This is a genomic window from Leeuwenhoekiella obamensis (genome assembly GCF_055391795.1).
In genome coordinates this window covers 1,000,497-1,018,987 of record NZ_AP029251.1, presented here as the reverse complement: position 1 = coordinate 1,018,987, position 18,491 = coordinate 1,000,497, and the positions used below count along the sequence as shown (strand labels likewise).

The window sequence follows — 18,491 nt, the reverse complement described above, 5'->3', positions numbered from 1 at the left end:
ACATAAAACGATTGTTACTGCTCAAGGAACATTTCGTTTTTAAAACCTATAAGGTAAAGTTTTTGTTGCGCTCGAGTAACGGCAGTGTACAACCAGCGCAGATAATCTTTATCCATACCATTAGGCAACCACGGTTGTTCAACAAAGATCACAGGCCATTGTCCACCTTGTGATTTATGACATGTGATAGCATAGGAGAATTTTACTTGCAGTGCGTTGAAGAATTTATTCTCTTTTACTTTTAAGAATTTCTTGTACTTAGAGCGTTCCTCAGCATAATCCTTCATTACTTCTTGATACAATCTGTTTGAATCTTCATAAGGCAGTGAAGGCGTTTCTGAAGATAATGTATCTAGCATGAGAACGGTTTCAAAGGGTTTCATGTTAGGATAATCTGTCATTCTCACCATCACTTCTGCAAACCTGAAGCCATAAAGATCTTTAAAAGAAAATATTTCAAGAATCTCAATAATATCGCCATTTGCGATGAAACCTGCTTCACTTTTGGCGTCAAGCCAAAAATAATTATTCTTAACCACCATTAAATAATCCCCAGGACTCACCTCTTCTTCCTTAAACAAGATCCTTGATCTTATTTGCTGATTGTAAAGATTTGCGCGTTTGTTAGACCTTACAATAATTGCTGTGCCTTCATTACCATGTTCGCGATACGCGTCATCAAGAGCTTCTAGGATCTCGTGACCATCTTGCAAACGTGTAAGATCACCGGGCCCATTGAGATCAAATCTAAAGTCATCGTACATCTCGTCGTTCATAAACTCTCTAATGCGCGTGGCATTAAGCAAAATATTACTTGTTTCCGCCTGTCGCATCACTTCATCAAGCTCTATCGCATCAACCTCTTTATTATAGTCTATACGCAATCTATCTGCATCAAGCGCCGGACTGATATCCAATTTTACTGGTGGCAACTGCGCATTATCACCTATCATCAATAGTTTGCAATTGTGGCCGCTGTACACGTATTGCATGAGATCATCTAGCAACGAGCCGTTCTCAAACAGTTTTGATTCGGTTACATTATCAGATATCATTGAAGCCTCATCAACAATAAAAAGTGTATTTCTATGCTTATTCTTCTGTAATGTGAAAGAAACTTTACCGCCTCCTTCGCTTTTTGGGTAGTAAATTTTCCTGTGTATTGTGTGCGCTTCGCGCTGTGTATAACTGCTAATAACTTTTGCCGCACGCCCTGTAGGTGCTAATTGTACGGCTTTCATCTTCACATGCCAGAGGCTTTTTACCACACTTCGTATCACAGTTGTCTTACCTGTACCAGCATATCCTTTAAGGAGAAATATGCCATTATCATTCTCATTGATAACAAATTGGCTTAATTTTTGGAGTAAGATATCCTGTTTCTGTGTAGGAGTAAAAGGAAAATTAGTTTTTAATATTTTATAAAATCCTGATGGATTGATAGACATATAATTGTTTTTCTTGCGCCAAATATAGATACGAAATTTAGGCCTTATACTTTACTCATTGAAAAAAAATTGTAGATTTGCCTATAACCAATACTAACATTTAAAACCGGTTTTCTAATGAAATATGTCATTCAGATCGTTCTTTGGGTTGTAATTGCCATCTTAGGATATCTTCTTTTTAACTCTGTTTATGGAGAAGTTAAATTTAATGAGCTTAAAGAAGTTCGTTATCAAAAAGCTGTAAACAAACTTAAAGACATTCAATCTGCTCAACTTGCACACAAACAAGTTACAGGTAAGTTTGCTAAGACTTTTGACGATCTAGCTAAGTTTATCGATACTGCTGAATATACTTTGACTCAGCGTAGAGATACTACTGTTCTTGATGAAGAAATGACTCGTAGATATAGAGTAGATACTTATAAAGAAGTTGTACTTATAGATACATTAGGAACTAAACCAGTAAAAGATTCTCTTTTTGCAGGTTCTGACACTTACAAAAATTTAGGATCACTTACAATTAAAGAAAAGAACATACCTATCAAGATGGATGCTGGTACTGTACTTAAGAGTGATATGCCAATTCCTGTATTTGAAGCAAGTATAGCTAAATCAGATATCTTATATGATCAACCAAAGGATTATGTAAGCAAAGAAAAGCAAGTAATCTCTGTAGATGAGATCAACGGTGCATATATCGTTGTTGGATCTATGACAGATATTAAAACTGTGGGTAACTGGCCTACTAGTTACGGTAAAAATGACTAATCCTATAGAAGGAAACAACACAGATTACAATACTTTATCCATCCAGGTTAGCCTGGATGGATTTTCTTTTTTGGTTAAAAATGAACTTAGCCAAGAAGTAATTTATTCCCACCAGCTGCCACTGCCCTATCAAGCAACTCCACAACTAGCACTGGTGAAGATGGAGCAGATCTTTAGAGATAATGAAGAACTGCAGCAAAATTTTAAAAAGGTAACTGTTGTTTACAGTAACGAACTCTATACCGTTGTACCAGAAGCGCTTTTTGACAAAGAAAAACTCACAGATTACCTCAAGTACAACGCAAAGCTGCTAAAGAACGATTTTATAGTGTATGACGAGATCTCGCAATTTGATCTTGTGAACATATACGTGCCATACGCAAACATCAACAATTTCTTTTTTGAGCAATTTGGGTCATTTACTTTTTATCACGGTATAACTTTGCTTTTGCAAAAAGTTCTAAGCCAGAAGACAAGTACCACAACTTTATCTGCCCTAGTGCGCAGCAAAAGTTTTGACTTAGTGATTTCTCAAGGAAACAATTTGTTATTGGTAAATACCTTTGAGTATTCTAATGCTGAAGATTTTGCATATCATACACTGTTCTGCATAGAACAATTGAAGTTAGACACTGAAGAAGTTCTACTTCAATTGTATGGCGATCTTAAAAAAGAAGATAGCATCTTTAAAATGCTCTATAAATTCATCAGAAACGTAGAGATCGTCAATGAAGATGCAAGCAGTGAACTTTTACTATTACAAAACATTTAGACTTTGAGAATTATAAGCGGCACATATAAAGGCAGAAGAATTATCGCTCCTAAAAAACTTCCTGTACGTCCCACGACAGACATGGCAAAGGAGGCTCTATTTAATATTCTGCGTAATCGCTATATGCTAAGCTCGCTTAATGTTCTTGATCTTTTTGCCGGCACTGGTAACATTAGCTATGAATTCGCTTCACGCGGAAGCGATAATATCACAGCTGTTGATGCAGATTATGGCTGTATAAAATTCATAAATGCTACGGCAAAAGAATTTGAGATGGATATCAATGCGTTTAAAAGTGATGTGTTTAAATATCTTGAGCGCGCCAGCGGAATGCAATACGACATCATCTTTGCTGATCCACCATACAATATGGATCTAGCAGATTTTAAAAAGATCCCAAAACTTGTTTTTGCAAATAATATGGTTGCTGACGGCGGTTCTTTGATCATCGAGCATGGTAAAGAAACAGATCTTTCAAGTTGTGAGAATTTTGCCGAATTTAGAAGATATGGTGGCAGTGTGTTTAGCTTCTTTTCGCCGAAAGGCATAGACGAAGAAGAATAAAAAAGCAGGTCTATAAGCCGGATTCTGTATCCACCCAGAAGGTGAATCTCTATCATTTATCTAGACCAGTAATTACTCACTGGCTCAATCTGCCTACCCTGTAACATCGCGCGGGAACGCTCAAACGTTACTATACATGGCATTGCACCGCATAGAGTTTACCTGATTTCACTACGGCATTACCCGTACATTCTTTCTGCTGCACTTGTCCTGCTCGCTTGCAGCAAGCGACGGCCGTTAGCCGCTATGCATCCCTGTGGTGTCCGGACTTTCCTCCACAACCTGCGCTGTGGCGATAGAGAGACCTGCTGGCGCAAAAGTAGTTTATTTACTCGGCATGACATCTACTTGCGATCACTTCATTGTTGATAAATATGAATAAATATGATTTTTCTCAAAGGCTATTGCGGCTTGTATTTTTATCTTTGTGATCTAGTCATAATCTCACGATTTCAATGGAGCATTTTGTAGTATCAGCCCGTAAATATCGCCCAGACGCTTTTGAAAGTGTTGTGGGACAACAGGCTATTACAAACACGCTAGAAAATGCGATCGCAAATAATCATTTGGCGCAAGCCTTATTGTTCACAGGACCGCGTGGCGTGGGTAAAACCACTTGTGCGCGTATTCTTGCAAAAAGAATTAATGAGGAAGCTACAGGCAACGCAGATGAGGATTATGCTTTTAATATTTTTGAGCTGGATGCCGCTTCAAACAACTCGGTTGATGATATAAGAAATCTTATTGACCAAGTGCGCATCCCGCCGCAAATAGGCAAGTATAAAGTGTATATTATTGATGAGGTGCACATGCTCTCACAATCTGCCTTTAATGCGTTTCTTAAAACGCTAGAAGAGCCGCCAAAACACGCTATTTTTATACTTGCAACGACTGAGAAACACAAGATCTTACCTACCATTTTATCGCGTTGTCAGATCTTTGATTTTAAGCGCATCACTGTAAAAGACATTAGAGATCACCTTATGGTAATCGCTAATCGCGAAGGTATTGATGCAGAAGAAGAAGCATTGCAGATCATCGCTCAAAAGGCAGATGGTGCTTTGCGTGACGCACTTTCTACCTTTGACAGAGTGGTAAGTTTTGCTGGTAATACGCTTTCGCGAAAAGCAGTCACAGAAAATCTCAATGTACTAGACTATGACACCTACTTTGAGGTGACAGATCGTATCTTAAAAAATGATATTCCCGGGCTTCTAATACAATTTAATGAATTGCTTTCTAGAGGTTTTGATGGGCATCATTTTATCGCTGGTCTTGCTTCACACTTTAGAGATCTTATGGTTTGCAAAAATCCTGCGACCATCAATCTGCTAGAAGTGGGAGATCAAACTAAAGAAAAATACAAAACTCAGGCGCAGCAAACGCAGTTTGACTTTTTATTAAAGTCTATAGACATGGCAAATGATTGTGACCTGAAGTACAAAACTAGCAGAAACCCCAGATTGCTCGTTGAGCTTTGCCTCATGCAGATTGCCTCTATCACCTTTGATGGAGAAAAAAAAAATGATGGTCACTTCATAATTCCGGCGTCTTACTTTAAAGTAGATCCCGAGAAACGCAAAGAACTTCTTGCTCGACAGCCAGAGCAAAAACAAGAAAAACCGGTTCCAAACCCTGCGAGTGTTACAGATCCTATTTTGGCTACAACCAAAAAAGAACAAACCGAAACGCCTGCAGCACCTGCGTCAGTTCCATTAGATCGAGTAAAGCAGGAGGACAAAAAGCCTTCAATAAAAATTGACGGTCCACACATCAGCGGATTATCACTTAAAGGCTTAAAGCGCAAACGCGAGATCCTGCAAAAGAAAAGCGAAAAAGAAGAAGCTGCCTTTGCTAATCTTCCTTCAGAGCCGTTTACAGAAATAGACATGCAAGCCGCATGGAAAGAGTACGTTTTAAAAATGGAAAAAAAGGGAGAAAAAATCCTCGCTTCTAATATGGAAGCAGACACTCCTACTCTTGAAGGAACGTCTATTTGTATTGAATTCCCTAATGAAACCATGAAGGTAGAATTAGAGCGTGCACAACACGGAATTCTTGAGTTTTTAAAACGAAAACTTAGAAACCACACCGTGACACTTAAAATCACGGTTAACGAAACTGCAGAGAAAAAATACGCGTACACCACACGCGAGAAATTTGAAAAACTCAAGGAATTAAATCCTGAACTTGAATTATTAAGAAAAACCTTTGATCTAGATCTTTAAATTATGTTAGGACTCAAACTTCCCACAGATCCACGATGGGTTAACATCGTAGAAAAAAATATAGACGAGATACTTACAGACCACGCGTTTTGTGAGCAAAAGGCAGCATCTACCGCAATATCATTGATCGTTACTTTCCCAGAATATTCTGAGCTTGTACAAGAGATGGTAAAACTGGTAAAAGAAGAAATAAGCCATTTTAAAATGGTGCATGACCGTATTTTAGCTCGTGGACAAGAGTTAGGACGCGAGAGAAAAGATGAATATGTGGTTAAGCTTAGAAAGTTTTTTCAAAAAGGTGGTAACCGCAACACACAGCTTGTTCATAGATTATTATATGCTGCACTTATCGAGGCACGCAGCTGTGAGCGATTTAGATTGCTATCACAAGAACTAGAAGATGATGATCTTAAAAAATTCTATCATGATCTTATGGTGAGCGAAGCAAATCACTACACTATGTTTTTACGCTTTGCGCGAAAATACGGCGACAGCGTTGACGAGGTAAATCAAAAATGGGAAGAACTCCTAGAATTTGAAGCCGAGATCATGAAAGATCTAGGAACAAAAGAAACCATACATGGTTAAAACAAAAAAATCCGGCGCTTGCCGGATTTTTTGTTTTATAAAGTTTGAGACAGATTATAATCTGTAACCTATCATTATCTGGAAGTAGCTATTCTTTGCATCTATCTGGCTACCTTCATATCTAAAGCTTTCTTCAAAGATGTTTCTAAAACCCATTGAATATCTCGCTTCCGCGAAAACTGCATCTGTAAAATGAACTCCTATACCAGCAAGAGCCGTATAATCAAAGTTCTTATAAGCATCTGTATTAAATGAATTCCAAACGCCTATTCCTACTTGAGGACCAAGGTTTAAATAAAACTTATTAAAGTCTGCTCTTAATAAAAGAGGCAACTGTAAATAATCTAATTCTTCTCTTTGATTTACAGGATTATCACCAGAATCTGGCTTCACTCCTTGTCCTGAATAAATGAATTCAGGCTGAAAGCTCAACTTTCCTGCTAAAGGAATGGTTGCAAAAAAACCACCTGCAAATCCTAACCTATTAGTCGCATCATCAAAAGTTTCGCCGCTAAGGCTAGCTAAATTAACACCAGCTTTAACACCGTATCTTGTTTTTTGAGCAGATATGCTAAGGGCTGAAAACAGAAAAGCAATGAGTAAAAATTTCTTCATTTCATTAAAAGTTAGGTAAGTATACTGGTTTAGTTTACAGAACAATATTACTACAATTTTAGGTTTCGGCAGAATTATATCGCATTTTATCGTTGTAAAGTGACTTTATGATGCCATCTGCGAGACCTATTTTAGGAACGTAGATATTTTTTGCTCTACTCCACTTCATCGCAGAGAGATAGATGCGTGTGGCAGGAATGATCACATCTGCACGGTCGTCATTTAGCTCAAGCTCTACAACACGCTCTTCATAATTATAGGCCTGTATGTATTCATAAAACGAAACCAAGAAGAAATAGGATAAAGGTTTACCCGGCTTTTTACCGCTAAGCTTGAAAATCTTATTGATGTTTCCACCAGAACCTATTAAGTCAATTCTAGAATATCCTTTGCTATTAGCTCTTACCCATTCTTCCGCCTCATTCCATTCGGCATGGCCCACAAGACCTTCTAACAAGCGTACAGTCCCAAGTTTAAATGATCTTGAAGCGACCACTTTACCATCGCTGTACAATGTAAATTCTGTGCTACCACCGCCCACATCTACATACAAATAGGTTTTCTCGTTTTGAATTAAAGACTCAAGATCTGTATTTGCTATGATCGCAGCTTCATCGTCGCCGCCAATGATATCGATCCTTACATTAGTTTTCTTTTTGATCAAAGCAACAACTTCTGCACCATTTTCGGCTTCTCGCATTGCTGAAGTAGCACAAGCTCTGTATCCTTCTACTTTGTGAGAATTCATTAATAAATGAAACGCTCGCATGGTATCTACCATACGTTCAATATTAGCTTCAGATATTTTTTTCTTGCTAAAAACATCTGCGCCTAATCGTATAGGAACACGCACAAGGGCATTTTTTCTAAAAAGAGTTTCCTTGCCCTCACGCTCTATGACATTCGCTACCAGAAGCCTGATAGCATTAGAACCAATATCGATCGCGGCTAGTTTTTTGATTCTCATTACCAGCCTAATTTCTCAATGTAATAATCATATGTTGCAAATTGAGAGCGCACCGGCGGACATTCGGTTTTACGGTAAGCATTATCTTGAGCTTCTGTGATCGCTCTGGCCTTCACATTGTCTGCCCAGCAAATGTCAAAAGTGTCTATGATCTCTTGTTTCACATCTGCGTCATAAATAGGGCAAGTAACTTCTACCCTATTATCAAGGTTTCTTGTCATCCAGTCTGACGACGAAATAAAAACTTTTTCTTCACCTCTTGACCCGAACATCATTACACGTGGATGCTCAAGGTATTTATCAATCACACTGATGCAAGTAATATTTTCACTGAGCCCTTTCACACCAGGAATTAAACAACATATACCACGAACGATCATATCGATCTTTACACCAGCTTGACTCGCTTCATACAACTTATCAATGATGGCATAGTTACTCATGCTATTTAGCTTTAAGCGAATATATCCTTCTCCGCCTCCACGCACTTTTGCCATCTCATCTTCTATCATTTTATAGAACTTATTTCGCGCGTAATGCGGCGAAACAATAAGATGCTTATATTTATTGACTACATAATTTGTATCAAAGAAATTAAACAACTTTGACAAGTCTTTTAATATCTGTTTGTCTGCAGTAAATAGCGTGTAATCTGTATAAATTCTTGCAGTAACACCGTTAAAATTACCTGTACTTATAAAACCGTAACGTACTAACTTACCTTCTTCTTCACGTTCAATAACGCAAACCTTGCTATGCACTTTTAAACCAGGAACACCGAAGATCAACTTCACACCTTCATCCTGCATCTTGTTTGCATACATCATGTTACTTTCTTCATCAAATCGTGCTCTAAGCTCAATTTGCACGGTAACTTCCTTACCGTTTTTTGCTGCATTAATAAGCGCACTCGCTATATGGCTTAGCTTAGCCAGACGATATATTGTGATCTTAATGGTCTTAACCGTAGGATCTAGTGCTGCTTCACGCAATAGTTTTATGATATAACCAAAGGTGTGATAAGGCGTATATTGTAAGAAATCTTTTTCTGCGATCTTCTTAAACATGCTATCATTAAGATCGATACCCTTAATAGGAAGTGCCTTTATTTTATCATACAGAAGATCTGTTCTTCCCAAACTTGGGAAATCCATATAATCCTTACGGTTATGATATCTACCGCCGGGAATAATACTATCTGTATTTTCTATACCTAATTTTGTAAGCAAGAAATCTAATGTATCTTGATCTATAGATTGATCATGAACAAAACGCACAGGCTCTGCATCTTCACGACCTTTTACACTCTTAGAAAGCTTCTCAATAAAACTTTTACCAAGATCAGACTCAATATCAAGTTCTGCATCACGTGTGATCTTGATCATGTGCGCAGAGATCTCCTCGTATTCAAAAATGCTAAAAAGCACATCAAGATTATAACGAATCAAATCGTCTAAGATCATGATGTAATCTTTGTCTCCTACTTTTGGCAGCACAACAAAACGGTCAATTGTACTTGGTATTTCAACTAAGGCATAAAGTGCTTTCTCATCACCTTGCTTAGTCATTTTTATGGTAAGATATGCTTCAAGGTCTTGTATTCTTGGCAACTCTAGCTCTTCATGAAACATGATCGTCACCAGCGCCGGACTCACCTTTTCTAAGAAAAAAGATTTTATGAATTCTACGTGCTCAAGATGAGTAACTTGATTTTCTTTGATCACGTAAATATTCTCAGATTCAAGTTTTTCATGAATATTATCTAGAATGTTCAAACTCTCTGCCTGCTGCTCAATAACGATCTTTGTGATCTTATCTAGCAACTCATCAGCTGCGTAAACTCCTAAGGCTTTTCTACCTTTTTTACCAGCTTCTACAATGCGTTTTACAGTTGCATATCGCACTTTGAAAAACTCATCCAGATTATTTGAAAAAATACCTACAAACCGTAAACGCTCAATAAGCGGCACCGTCTCGTCTGCAGCTTCCTGGAGTACTCTTGCATTAAATTGTAACCAACTAATCTCGCGGTTAATATATCTATCTTCTGCTGTTTCAATGGTAATTTCATCCATTATTTAAGATCCTTTGGTTTTATAAAATGTGTGGTTGTTCCTTTTTTAATTGCTGCCCAGTTTTCAGTTTCAAACTCGATCGCAGTAAATGCCGCTGTTGACACATTATCAATCTTTCTATCGCCATAATAGTTCACAAGATTGGTGAGTGCATTATTATGACCAAAAATCATCAATACTTCTACCGAATCATCTACATTCTTGATGACATCATCTAACGATTTCCCGCTAAAATCATAAACCTTTGGCTCTAGCTGTAAAGCATATTCTGAAATGCCTAATTCTTTAAGATATAGCAACGCCGTGGTTTTTGCTCTTAAAGCATCGCTACTTATAATTAAATCTGGCTTTTTTATTAAAGATTTTATGTGCTTTGCCACCAGTGGAGCATCGTTCAAACCGCGACTAGCAAGCGGTCGCATATGATCGTCCAGATTGAACTCCCACGAAGATTTTGCATGTCTTACAAGATAAAGTGTCTTCATAAATTATGGTGCAAGACGTTCGATCTTCCAATTTTTTTCTTGCTTTTTATAGCGAATCCTGTCATGCAAACGATTTGGTCTGCCTTGCCAAAACTCGATGCTTTCTGGCTTTACAAGATAACCGCCCCAATTTTCAGGTTTAGGCACTTCTTTGTTTTCATATTTCGCTTTAAGCGAAATCAACTCTTCCTCAATTTCTGATCTATCTTCTAGGATCTGGCTTTGCTGAGAAACCACTGCGCCTAGCTGACTGCCATGTGGCCTTGAATGAAAATACTCAGTTGATATCTCTTGCGAGGTTTTTTCTGCATATCCTTTTATGATCACCTGTCGCTCAAGACTAGGCCAAAAAAATGAAATACAAACCCCAGGATTTTTCTCTATCGCCTGCCCTTTTTGACTGCCATAATTCGTGAAGAAAACAAATCCGTTATCATCAAATTTCTTAAGTAAAACCACTCGGCTTAACGGGAATCCATCTTCGCCCAAAGTAGAGATCGTCATGGCATTTACTTCATGGCTTCCGCCTACTTCTTCTACTTCTTTAAACCATTTTTCAAATTGATCCATAGGCTTTGCAGCAACGTCCTTTTTGCGCAAGCTGTCTTTTTCATAAGACTTTCTATAATTACTTAGATCTGTAGACATAGATTTGTTTTGTACTGCAATTTACAAGAATCGCCTAGAAGTAAAAAGGTGAGAATTGCAGGTTTTACAATTATTTTAATCGGCTAAAATTCAAACGACACACCATCATCTGCCAGTAGAACATTGTCAAATTCTTCTTTTGCTTCTTTTGCAAAAAGCGTGAGATCTGGATAGCGCGTAGAATAATGCCCTAAAATTAAATTTGAAACTTCTGAGATACGTGCCATTTTACCCGCTTCGCGCGCCGTGCTGTGACCTGTGGGCTTCGTTAAATGTTCTTGCGCATCTAGAAATGTAGATTCGTGATAAAGCACCGTAGACCTTTTAATTTGCTCAGCATTTTCTGGCTTAAAAATGGTGTCGCTACAATATGCGTAACTCTTAGGTGGTGGCGGGTCAAAGCTTAATTTGGCATTAGGAACTAAAGTACCATCATCTAATGTTATATCGCCTCCGCTTTTAATTTTTTGATAATACGCCACATCCACCTGATATTTTTGTGCTGCAGCGATATTTAATTTTCGGTCACCTTTTTTTTCTTTAAAGAGAAAACCATTAGCATAAATTCTATGCTTAAGCGGTATAGTTTCTACACTTACCTTTTTATCTTCAAATAAGATCTTAGGCTCTTTATTATCTAATTCATGAAAAAGTAACGGATATCCTGTCCAGGAATTAGAGATTTTCAATTGAAAAACGATGGCTTGCTTGATGCCTTTAGGACCATAAACGTGTAATTCCTTTTCGCGGTTAAGCAAATTAAAAGTAGAGATCAACCCGATGAGCCCATAAAAATGGTCGCCATGCAAATGCGATATGAATATGTGACTGATCTTTGAGAACTTCACTTTATTGCGGCGCAATTCTACCTGAGTTCCTTCTCCACAATCAATTAAAAAAACGTGATTTTTTATTTCGAGTACCTGAGATGTAGGATTTGTAAGCGATCGCGGCGTAGCGGCGTAGCATCCCAGTATGGTTAACTTCATTATAAAACTGATATTAAAAATGGTATGAAAGTTAGCCTTAAAGTGATTAAATCACAAGAAACACGGTAGATTTTGACAGATGCTTTTTAAAATGAGTGAGTTATTAACAAATGCTGAGAATTGTTAGTATTTAAGCGATAGAAGTGTTAACAAATAGGGTTTTGAAAGCACTGATTAAATCGTATTTTTACAGCGATAACCGACAATTTCTATATGGGCAAAATCATCGCGGTAGCAAATCAAAAGGGAGGTGTAGGTAAGACTACAACCTCTGTAAACCTAGCCGCTTCCCTGGGTGTTCTTGAGAAAAAAGTTTTGCTTATTGATGCAGATCCTCAAGCAAATGCAACTTCTGGATTGGGTATTGATGTAGAAAGTATTGAAGTAGGAACCTACCAGTTGTTTGATAACAGTATATCAACTAAGGAAGCCATAATCAACACAGACTCTCCTAATCTTGATCTTATTCCTGCACACATTGATCTGGTTGCAATTGAGATTGAGCTTGTAGATATGGAAGATCGTGAATACATGTTGCGCAAAGCAATAAGCGATCTTAAAAATGATTATGACTATATCTTGATAGATTGCGCTCCATCTCTAGGATTGCTTACACTTAATGCGCTAACAGCGGCAGATAGTGTGATCATACCTATACAATGTGAGTATTTTGCGCTAGAAGGTCTTGGTAAATTGCTTAATACTATTAAAAGCGTTCAGCGAGTTCATAATACTAATCTAGATATAGAAGGGTTATTACTTACTATGTACGACAGCAGATTGAGACTGTCTAATCAGGTTGTTGAAGAAGTGCAAAAACACTTTGATGAGATGGTTTTTAAAACCATTATACAACGTAATGTAAGACTGAGTGAAGCGCCTAGTTATGGTGAAAGCATCATAAACTATGACGCAGGAAGTAAAGGAGCTGCAAATTATATAAGCTTAGCTCAAGAGATAATAAATAAAAACGAGTAGGATGGCGAAGGCTACAAGAAAACAAGCTTTGGGACGTGGATTATCTGCGCTGCTCAAAGATCCAGAAAACGATATAAAATCTGCAGATGATAAAGGCGCAGACAAAGTTGTAGGCAATATCGTAGAACTAGAGCTTGAAGCCATTGAGGTTAACCCATTTCAGCCGCGTACGAGTTTTAATGAAGAAGCCTTAAAAGAGCTTTCTACTTCTATTAAAGAGCTTGGGGTTATTCAACCTATCACCGTAAGAAAACTAAGCTTTGACAAATATCAGTTAGTTTCTGGTGAGCGCCGTTTTAGAGCGTCAAAAATGGCTGGGCTTGAAACGATCCCGGCTTATATAAGAATCGCTAACGATCAAGAGTCGTTAGAGATGGCTCTTGTTGAAAATATTCAAAGAGAAGATCTTGACCCCATTGAGATCGCACTTTCTTATCAGCGCCTTATTGACGAAATTAACCTTACGCAAGAACAACTTAGTGATCGCGTAGGTAAAAATCGTAGCACGGTAGCAAACTACCTTCGTCTTTTAAAACTTGATCCTATTATTCAAACCGGGATGCGCGATGGTTTTTTAAGCATGGGCCATGGTAGAACGCTTATAAACATTGATGATACTTCAGATCAACTGGAGATCTACGAGAAGATCATTTCAGAGTCGCTTTCTGTGCGTGCTACAGAAGCTCTCGTAAAAAATTATAAAGACAACAATAATAAAACTGTTCCTACGAGTAAGCAGGCTTCCGCCAAAGTTCCTCAGAACTTTCAAAAAGGGCGCGACGAGATCGCTGATTACTTTGGAGCAAAGGTTGACATAAAAGTTGCCAAAAAAGGCAATGGCCGCCTGATTATTCCGTTTTCTTCAGAAGAAGATTTTAAACGTATTCAAAAACTTATAGCAGGTGCGAAATAAGCTATTGCTCCTTTCTCTGATTTGTGGTTGCTGTCTTTTTTCCGCGAAAGCGCAAGAAAAACCCGATGCAGAGATCGAAGCCGAAGAAATATTTGAACCCACAGATTACGATCCGCTTAAACCATCTAAAGCAGCATTTTACTCGGCTGTTTTTCCTGGCTTAGGGCAAGCCTACAACAAAGATTACTGGAAACTTCCACTGGTTTATGGCGCGCTAGGAACCGGTGTGGGCGTTGTGGTTTTTAATGATGATCTGTATCAAAAATACCGCACAGCATACAAAGAGCGTATTGCTGGGCGTATTGACGAGTTTACCGTTGTGGATGAAGACGGAAATCGCACCGAGATCTTCACTGAAAATAACCTTCTAGATGCCCAGAATTTTTACCGTAGACGTAAAGAATTATGGATACTAGTAACGGCAGGAATGTATATTTTACAAATTGTTGAGGCTAACGTAGATGCGCATCTTTCGCAATATGATATAGACGATCAGATAAGCCTTAACCCTTATTATGAGCCCTTTGGTTTTGACTCAAATAACCATGCCGGCCTCACGCTAACCTATAGATTTTAAAACATGAGAATTGCACTTTTAGGATACGGCCGTATGGGTCAAACTATAGAAAAGATAGCTAAAGAACGCGGCAACACCATTGCTCGCATTATTGACAAAGACGACGATTTTAATCCTGAAGGTATTGACGTGGCGATCGATTTTAGCATTCCAGAAGCAGCCGCAAAGAATATTGAGAATTGTTTGAACAACAACATCCCAGTTGTAAGTGGAACTACAGGATGGCTTCAAGATTATGATAAGATGGTTGCGCTTTGCAGCGAAAAGAAAAGCGCTTTCTTATATGCTTCTAATTTTAGTGTAGGCGTTAATATTTTCTTTGAGCTTAACAAAGTGCTCGCTAAAATGATGAAAAATATCCCAGGCTATACAGCCTCTATGGAAGAAACGCATCATATTCATAAAGTAGATGCGCCCAGCGGTACAGCAATTACTCTTGCAGAAGGCGTGATAGAAAATAGTGATCTTGACGGATGGGTTCTTGATAATCAAGAAGAAAATAAATTACCCATACATTCTATTAGAGAAGGAGAAGTTCCTGGAACACACAGCATAAAATACAGTAGCGAAGTAGATGATATTTTCATCGAGCATAAAGCGCATAGTCGTCAAGGATTTGCCTTAGGCGCCGTGATCGCAGCAGAGTGGCTTGCTGATAAACAAGGTGTTTTCTCTATGAAAGATGTTCTAAATCTAAATTAGATTGTAACATCTAAGCAATAACAAAGACTTACGATAAAACTTAAGTTATGACACTAACACAGTGGTTTCTATTTTTCCTTGCCGTTCAGGTTATACATTTTCTGGGCACATGGAAGTTATATAAAAAAGCAGGTTTTCAAGCTTGGCAAGCGGCAGTACCGGTTTACAACGCCGTGATCTTGATGAAGATAATAAGAAGACCATGGTGGTGGACGATCCTTTTATTCGTTCCTATCGTGAATCTTATTATGTTTCCTGTGGTATGGGTTGAAACTTTGAGAAGTTTTGGTAAAACTTCAACGACAGATACTCTTTTAGGTATTGTAACCTTAGGATTTTACATCTACTACATAAACTACACACAAGACGTACAGCATAGGCCTGAGCGCGATCTAATTCCTAAAAGCACTTCGGGAGAATGGGCTAGCTCTATTCTTTTTGCCGTTGTGGCAGCAACCATAGTTCATACGTATGTGATGCAACCGTTCACGATTCCTACAGGATCTTTAGAGCGTACGTTGTTAATTGGTGATTTCTTGTTCGTGAGTAAGTTTCATTATGGAGCGCGCACGCCAATGACAACAGTGAGTTTCCCTATGGTTCATGATACTATTCCTGTAATTAAGAAGAAGTCATACACAAACAAACCACAACTCCCCTATTTTAGATTACCTGGTTTTCAAGATGTAGAACTTAATGATATTGTGGTTTTCAACTGGCCCGTTGATACCGTGAGTAAATTTTTTACTCTGAACGGCGAACATTATTACAAACCCGTTGACAAGCGTTCTAATTATGTAAAACGTTGTGTGGGTCTTCCTGGCGATAGCCTTAAAATCGTAGATGGTAAAGTTTATGTAAACAACAAGCCTCTAGAATTGCCAGATCGCGCAAAAGTGCAACACAGTTATAAAGGAGAAGCTAGTGGAGCATTTAATCCTGCACAGATCAAAAAGGATTATGAGATCACTAGATTTGGTTTCACGCAGGGCAATACATTCTTTTCACCGGCGATTCCAGATAAGTTTGTAGAACGTTTTAAAAATCACCCAAGTGTTGTCTCTGTTGAAGAAATACTTGATAATCCTAACCGTATTGACCCAACGGTATTTCCTGGCGGCAAATCTAGTTTAGGTAACAGAGACCAGATGAAATCTTTCTGGATCCCTAAAGAAGGTGAAACTGTAGACATCACTGTTGAAAATCTACCGATGTATAAACGTATCATCGAGGTTTATGAAGGTCTTGATTATAGTATTGACAATACTTTATCTACTAATGGCAATCAAGTTTTACTTAATGGTGAGCCGCTTCAACAATACACCTTCAAACAGAATTATTACTGGATGATGGGAGATAACCGTCACAATAGTGAAGATAGTCGCTATTGGGGTTTTGTTCCAGAAACGCATATTGTGGGTAAACCAGTGTTCGTTTGGTTAAGTCTTGATCAAGATGAAAAAGGTCTCAAAAAGATACGTTGGGACAGAATGTTCACTACAGTGGGTGGCGATGGTCAACCGGTAAGCTACCTACTTTATGCAATTGTTGGTGCTTTCATCGTTGTTATCGCTGTTAAAGTGATCAAGAAGAAAAAACAACAAAAGAAATAAATATAACACACAGTTTTTCAGTTATTAAAAAAGCGCTAGAGAGATCTGGCGCTTTTTTATTTTGGGGTACTTTTTTAACTTTTGGCTGCAGCCAAAAGGAGATTTTAACGAAACTATAAGGTTTTACTTACAATAATTACCAGACTCAACCGGTTATTTTGGGTATTGAATTTAAACCAAAAATGAATTAAAATGATTAAAAAGATAATTCCACTATCAGTAATAGGACTTGCACTTTTGACGAGTTCGTGTGTATCAAAAAAGAAATACGTCGCTCTAGAAGGTCAATATAATGATACGCGTTCTACCTTGATGAAAACTCAAGTTGAAAAAGAAGAAATAGAAGCAAAATATGCTGCTATCGAACAACGCGTGGCAAACTACAATGCAAAGATCAACTCGCTAGTTGATGAAAACAATGCCAAGTATGATCTTGTAGAAAACATCGCCGTAGTGTCTAAAAATGACCGCGAGAAGATGAAAAAAGTTCTTAAGAACGTTGATCAATCTGAATTAGCTCAGGCAAAAACGCTAGAAGATTCTATGAATCTTGCGATAAGTTATAATCTTAAGAAAAATCTAGATGCTAACGTTGAGTCTAATGAAGATATCGAGGTTGACATTGACGAGTCTGTTGTTATGATCAATATTTCTGATAAATTATTATTTAACAGCGGTAGTTACCGAGTAAGCAACAAAGCAAACGGAATTTTACAACGTCTTGCAGATGTGATCAACAGTGAACCAGCTATTGAAGTAATGGTAGAAGGTCACACAGATGACAGAACTGTGAAAGAAGGTGCTTACATTAAAGATAACTGGGAGCTTAGTGTAGAGCGTTCTACAGCAATTGTACGAGAGCTACAGGATAAATATAACGTCGCTCCAGAAAAAATGATCGCTGCCGGTAGAAGTAGCTATGCGCCACTTGTAGAAAATGATTCTAAAGATCATATGGCTCAAAACAGAAGAACAAGAATTATTATTCTTCCTAATCTAGATAAATTTTTATCTATGGTAACTTCTAACTAAGAAGATACACATATAAGTTTTTTCTGAAAAGCCGCTATTCTTAGCGGCTTTTTACTTGTGAAAATTTAAGATTGAAAAACTTCTTGAAAAATGGTATTTTCGAAATGCATGAAAATAGAAGAATCAATATTTGCTAAAGAAATTCTGCAAAAGCATGTTTTTACTTTTGGAGAATTTTACTTTTTTGAGAACATCATAGTCTCAGAAATTAAAGAAGATACCTTGTTTAATTGGTCTAAAGCTAAGTTGGTTTTAAACAAAGCCGCAGAATTCTACCCATCGCTAGAGAACAAACATTATATCTCAAATAGACTGTATGATTATAGCGTAGACCCGCAAGGCTGGATCAAGTTTACACGAAATAAATACAAACTTGAGAGCTTATCTGTTATAACCTATAACGACTCTGGGCTGGCAAATATGCTTTTTGAACGTCTCTTCTACCCTTCTTCAATTCATAGATTTGATTCTCTTGTTGAAGCTTTTACCACAATTAGAAAAAAGGTTCAAGTTTAATTATAGATCTTTA

Annotated in this window: 19 protein-coding genes and 1 other RNA gene; 12 read left to right on the top strand and 8 right to left on the bottom strand. The window is 37.8% G+C overall.

Going from position 1 to position 18,491, the window contains the following annotated elements; all coding sequences use genetic code 11:
• Positions 1 to 14: 14 nt before the first annotated feature.
• A complete protein-coding gene (locus ACZ5L8_RS04530) occupies positions 15 to 1,448 on the bottom strand; it encodes an ATP-dependent DNA helicase (RefSeq protein WP_464440101.1) in 1,434 nt (477 codons plus the stop codon).
• Between the two features lie 117 nt (positions 1,449 to 1,565).
• Here ACZ5L8_RS04530 and ACZ5L8_RS04525 point away from each other — a divergent pair, with 117 nt between their 5' ends.
• The 3 genes from ACZ5L8_RS04525 to ACZ5L8_RS04515 are packed head-to-tail and all read left to right on the top strand — an operon-like array spanning position 1,566 to position 3,552.
• Positions 1,566 to 2,216 (top strand): hypothetical protein, encoded by a 651-nt coding sequence (locus ACZ5L8_RS04525; RefSeq protein ID WP_464440100.1) that lies wholly within the window; start codon positions 1,566 to 1,568, stop codon positions 2,214 to 2,216.
• Positions 2,209 to 2,988, top strand: coding sequence for a DUF3822 family protein (locus ACZ5L8_RS04520; protein ID WP_464440099.1), 780 nt, complete (start codon positions 2,209 to 2,211; stop codon positions 2,986 to 2,988). The genes ACZ5L8_RS04525 and ACZ5L8_RS04520 overlap by 8 nt, the downstream gene beginning before the upstream one ends.
• 3 nt (positions 2,989 to 2,991) lie before the next feature.
• Positions 2,992 to 3,552 (top strand): RsmD family RNA methyltransferase, encoded by a 561-nt coding sequence (locus ACZ5L8_RS04515; RefSeq protein WP_464440098.1) that lies wholly within the window; start codon positions 2,992 to 2,994, stop codon positions 3,550 to 3,552.
• Here the strand turns inward: ACZ5L8_RS04515 and rnpB are convergent.
• Positions 3,550 to 3,864: RNase P RNA component class A (gene rnpB / locus ACZ5L8_RS04510), an RNA gene on the bottom strand. The genes ACZ5L8_RS04515 and rnpB overlap by 3 nt on opposite strands.
• A 143-nt stretch (positions 3,865 to 4,007) precedes the next feature.
• Between rnpB and ACZ5L8_RS04505 the strand changes: the two genes are divergently transcribed.
• Together ACZ5L8_RS04505 and ACZ5L8_RS04500 are read left to right on the top strand one after the other, a co-directional pair.
• A complete protein-coding gene (locus tag ACZ5L8_RS04505) occupies positions 4,008 to 5,780 on the top strand; it encodes a DNA polymerase III subunit gamma/tau (protein WP_464440097.1) in 1,773 nt (590 codons plus the stop codon).
• Positions 5,781 to 5,783: 3 nt separating this feature from the next.
• Complete coding sequence (locus ACZ5L8_RS04500) at positions 5,784 to 6,368, top strand: MiaE family protein (protein ID WP_462598621.1); 585 nt, start codon at positions 5,784 to 5,786, stop codon at positions 6,366 to 6,368.
• Between the two features lie 54 nt (positions 6,369 to 6,422).
• Here the strand turns inward: ACZ5L8_RS04500 and ACZ5L8_RS04495 are convergent, their stop codons facing one another.
• The 6 genes from ACZ5L8_RS04495 to ACZ5L8_RS04470 all read right to left on the bottom strand — a co-directional run bounded on the left by ACZ5L8_RS04495 (position 6,423) and on the right by ACZ5L8_RS04470 (position 12,147).
• Positions 6,423 to 6,983: a porin family protein gene (locus ACZ5L8_RS04495; protein ID WP_464440096.1), complete on the bottom strand. Its 561-nt coding sequence runs from the start codon at positions 6,981 to 6,983 to the stop codon at positions 6,423 to 6,425.
• Between the two features lie 58 nt (positions 6,984 to 7,041).
• The gene (locus tag ACZ5L8_RS04490) at positions 7,042 to 7,950 is read right to left on the bottom strand and encodes a Ppx/GppA phosphatase family protein (RefSeq protein WP_464440095.1); all 909 of its coding nucleotides are present in this window, start codon (positions 7,948 to 7,950) and stop codon (positions 7,042 to 7,044) included.
• The gene (gene ppk1 / locus ACZ5L8_RS04485; RefSeq protein ID WP_464440094.1) at positions 7,950 to 10,025 is read right to left on the bottom strand and encodes a polyphosphate kinase 1; all 2,076 of its coding nucleotides are present in this window, start codon (positions 10,023 to 10,025) and stop codon (positions 7,950 to 7,952) included. The genes ACZ5L8_RS04490 and ppk1 overlap by 1 nt, the downstream gene beginning before the upstream one ends.
• On the bottom strand, positions 10,025 to 10,510 hold the full coding sequence (locus tag ACZ5L8_RS04480) for a SixA phosphatase family protein (RefSeq protein WP_464440093.1): 486 nt from the start codon (positions 10,508 to 10,510) through the stop codon (positions 10,025 to 10,027). Before ACZ5L8_RS04480 ends, ppk1 begins: the two co-directional genes overlap by 1 nt.
• A 3-nt stretch (positions 10,511 to 10,513) precedes the next feature.
• Positions 10,514 to 11,158, bottom strand: a complete 645-nt coding sequence (pdxH, locus tag ACZ5L8_RS04475; RefSeq protein ID WP_462598626.1) for a pyridoxamine 5'-phosphate oxidase — start codon at positions 11,156 to 11,158, stop codon at positions 10,514 to 10,516.
• An 83-nt stretch (positions 11,159 to 11,241) separates the two neighbouring features.
• On the bottom strand, positions 11,242 to 12,147 hold the full coding sequence (locus tag ACZ5L8_RS04470) for a ribonuclease Z (RefSeq protein ID WP_464440092.1): 906 nt from the start codon (positions 12,145 to 12,147) through the stop codon (positions 11,242 to 11,244).
• A gap of 213 nt (positions 12,148 to 12,360) precedes the next feature.
• Between ACZ5L8_RS04470 and ACZ5L8_RS04465 the strand changes: the two genes are divergently transcribed.
• From ACZ5L8_RS04465 to ACZ5L8_RS04435, 7 genes are all read left to right on the top strand, one after another.
• Positions 12,361 to 13,125: a ParA family protein gene (locus ACZ5L8_RS04465; protein ID WP_462598628.1), complete on the top strand. Its 765-nt coding sequence runs from the start codon at positions 12,361 to 12,363 to the stop codon at positions 13,123 to 13,125.
• 1 nt (position 13,126) lies between these two features.
• Positions 13,127 to 14,038, top strand: a complete 912-nt coding sequence (locus ACZ5L8_RS04460) for a ParB/RepB/Spo0J family partition protein (RefSeq protein ID WP_462598629.1) — start codon at positions 13,127 to 13,129, stop codon at positions 14,036 to 14,038.
• Positions 14,028 to 14,615 (top strand): DUF5683 domain-containing protein, encoded by a 588-nt coding sequence (locus ACZ5L8_RS04455; protein WP_464440091.1) that lies wholly within the window; start codon positions 14,028 to 14,030, stop codon positions 14,613 to 14,615. Before ACZ5L8_RS04460 ends, ACZ5L8_RS04455 begins: the two co-directional genes overlap by 11 nt.
• Before the next feature lie 3 nt (positions 14,616 to 14,618).
• The gene (gene dapB / locus ACZ5L8_RS04450) at positions 14,619 to 15,317 is read left to right on the top strand and encodes a 4-hydroxy-tetrahydrodipicolinate reductase (protein ID WP_464440090.1); all 699 of its coding nucleotides are present in this window, start codon (positions 14,619 to 14,621) and stop codon (positions 15,315 to 15,317) included.
• A gap of 47 nt (positions 15,318 to 15,364) precedes the next feature.
• On the top strand, positions 15,365 to 16,930 hold the full coding sequence (lepB, locus tag ACZ5L8_RS04445) for a signal peptidase I (RefSeq protein ID WP_464440089.1): 1,566 nt from the start codon (positions 15,365 to 15,367) through the stop codon (positions 16,928 to 16,930).
• 195 nt (positions 16,931 to 17,125) lie between these two features.
• On the top strand, positions 17,126 to 17,962 hold the full coding sequence (locus ACZ5L8_RS04440; protein WP_464440914.1) for an OmpA/MotB family protein: 837 nt from the start codon (positions 17,126 to 17,128) through the stop codon (positions 17,960 to 17,962).
• A gap of 108 nt (positions 17,963 to 18,070) precedes the next feature.
• Positions 18,071 to 18,478 (top strand): hypothetical protein, encoded by a 408-nt coding sequence (locus tag ACZ5L8_RS04435; RefSeq protein WP_462598633.1) that lies wholly within the window; start codon positions 18,071 to 18,073, stop codon positions 18,476 to 18,478.
• Positions 18,479 to 18,491 lie beyond the last annotated feature (13 nt).

Excerpts from the sequence above, each read along its gene's own strand:
- ACZ5L8_RS04520 (WP_464440099.1), top strand. The coding sequence starts at position 2,209 with ATGACTAATCCTATAGAAGGAAACAACACAGATTACAATACTTTATCC.
- ACZ5L8_RS04495 (WP_464440096.1), bottom strand. The coding sequence starts at position 6,983 with ATGAAGAAATTTTTACTCATTGCTTTTCTGTTTTCAGCCCTTAGCATA.
- ACZ5L8_RS04530 (WP_464440101.1), bottom strand. The coding sequence starts at position 1,448 with ATGTCTATCAATCCATCAGGATTTTATAAAATATTAAAAACTAATTTT.
- ppk1 (WP_464440094.1), bottom strand. The coding sequence starts at position 10,025 with ATGGATGAAATTACCATTGAAACAGCAGAAGATAGATATATTAACCGC.
- pdxH (WP_462598626.1), bottom strand. The coding sequence starts at position 11,158 with ATGTCTACAGATCTAAGTAATTATAGAAAGTCTTATGAAAAAGACAGC.
- ACZ5L8_RS04470 (WP_464440092.1), bottom strand. The coding sequence starts at position 12,147 with ATGAAGTTAACCATACTGGGATGCTACGCCGCTACGCCGCGATCGCTT.
- dapB (WP_464440090.1), top strand. The coding sequence starts at position 14,619 with ATGAGAATTGCACTTTTAGGATACGGCCGTATGGGTCAAACTATAGAA.
- lepB (WP_464440089.1), top strand. The coding sequence starts at position 15,365 with ATGACACTAACACAGTGGTTTCTATTTTTCCTTGCCGTTCAGGTTATA.
- ACZ5L8_RS04465 (WP_462598628.1), top strand. The coding sequence starts at position 12,361 with ATGGGCAAAATCATCGCGGTAGCAAATCAAAAGGGAGGTGTAGGTAAG.
- ACZ5L8_RS04500 (WP_462598621.1), top strand. The coding sequence starts at position 5,784 with ATGTTAGGACTCAAACTTCCCACAGATCCACGATGGGTTAACATCGTA.
- ACZ5L8_RS04480 (WP_464440093.1), bottom strand. The coding sequence starts at position 10,510 with ATGAAGACACTTTATCTTGTAAGACATGCAAAATCTTCGTGGGAGTTC.
- ACZ5L8_RS04460 (WP_462598629.1), top strand. The coding sequence starts at position 13,127 with ATGGCGAAGGCTACAAGAAAACAAGCTTTGGGACGTGGATTATCTGCG.
- ACZ5L8_RS04490 (WP_464440095.1), bottom strand. The coding sequence starts at position 7,950 with ATGAGAATCAAAAAACTAGCCGCGATCGATATTGGTTCTAATGCTATC.
- ACZ5L8_RS04435 (WP_462598633.1), top strand. The coding sequence starts at position 18,071 with ATGAAAATAGAAGAATCAATATTTGCTAAAGAAATTCTGCAAAAGCAT.
- ACZ5L8_RS04505 (WP_464440097.1), top strand. The coding sequence starts at position 4,008 with ATGGAGCATTTTGTAGTATCAGCCCGTAAATATCGCCCAGACGCTTTT.
- ACZ5L8_RS04525 (WP_464440100.1), top strand. The coding sequence starts at position 1,566 with ATGAAATATGTCATTCAGATCGTTCTTTGGGTTGTAATTGCCATCTTA.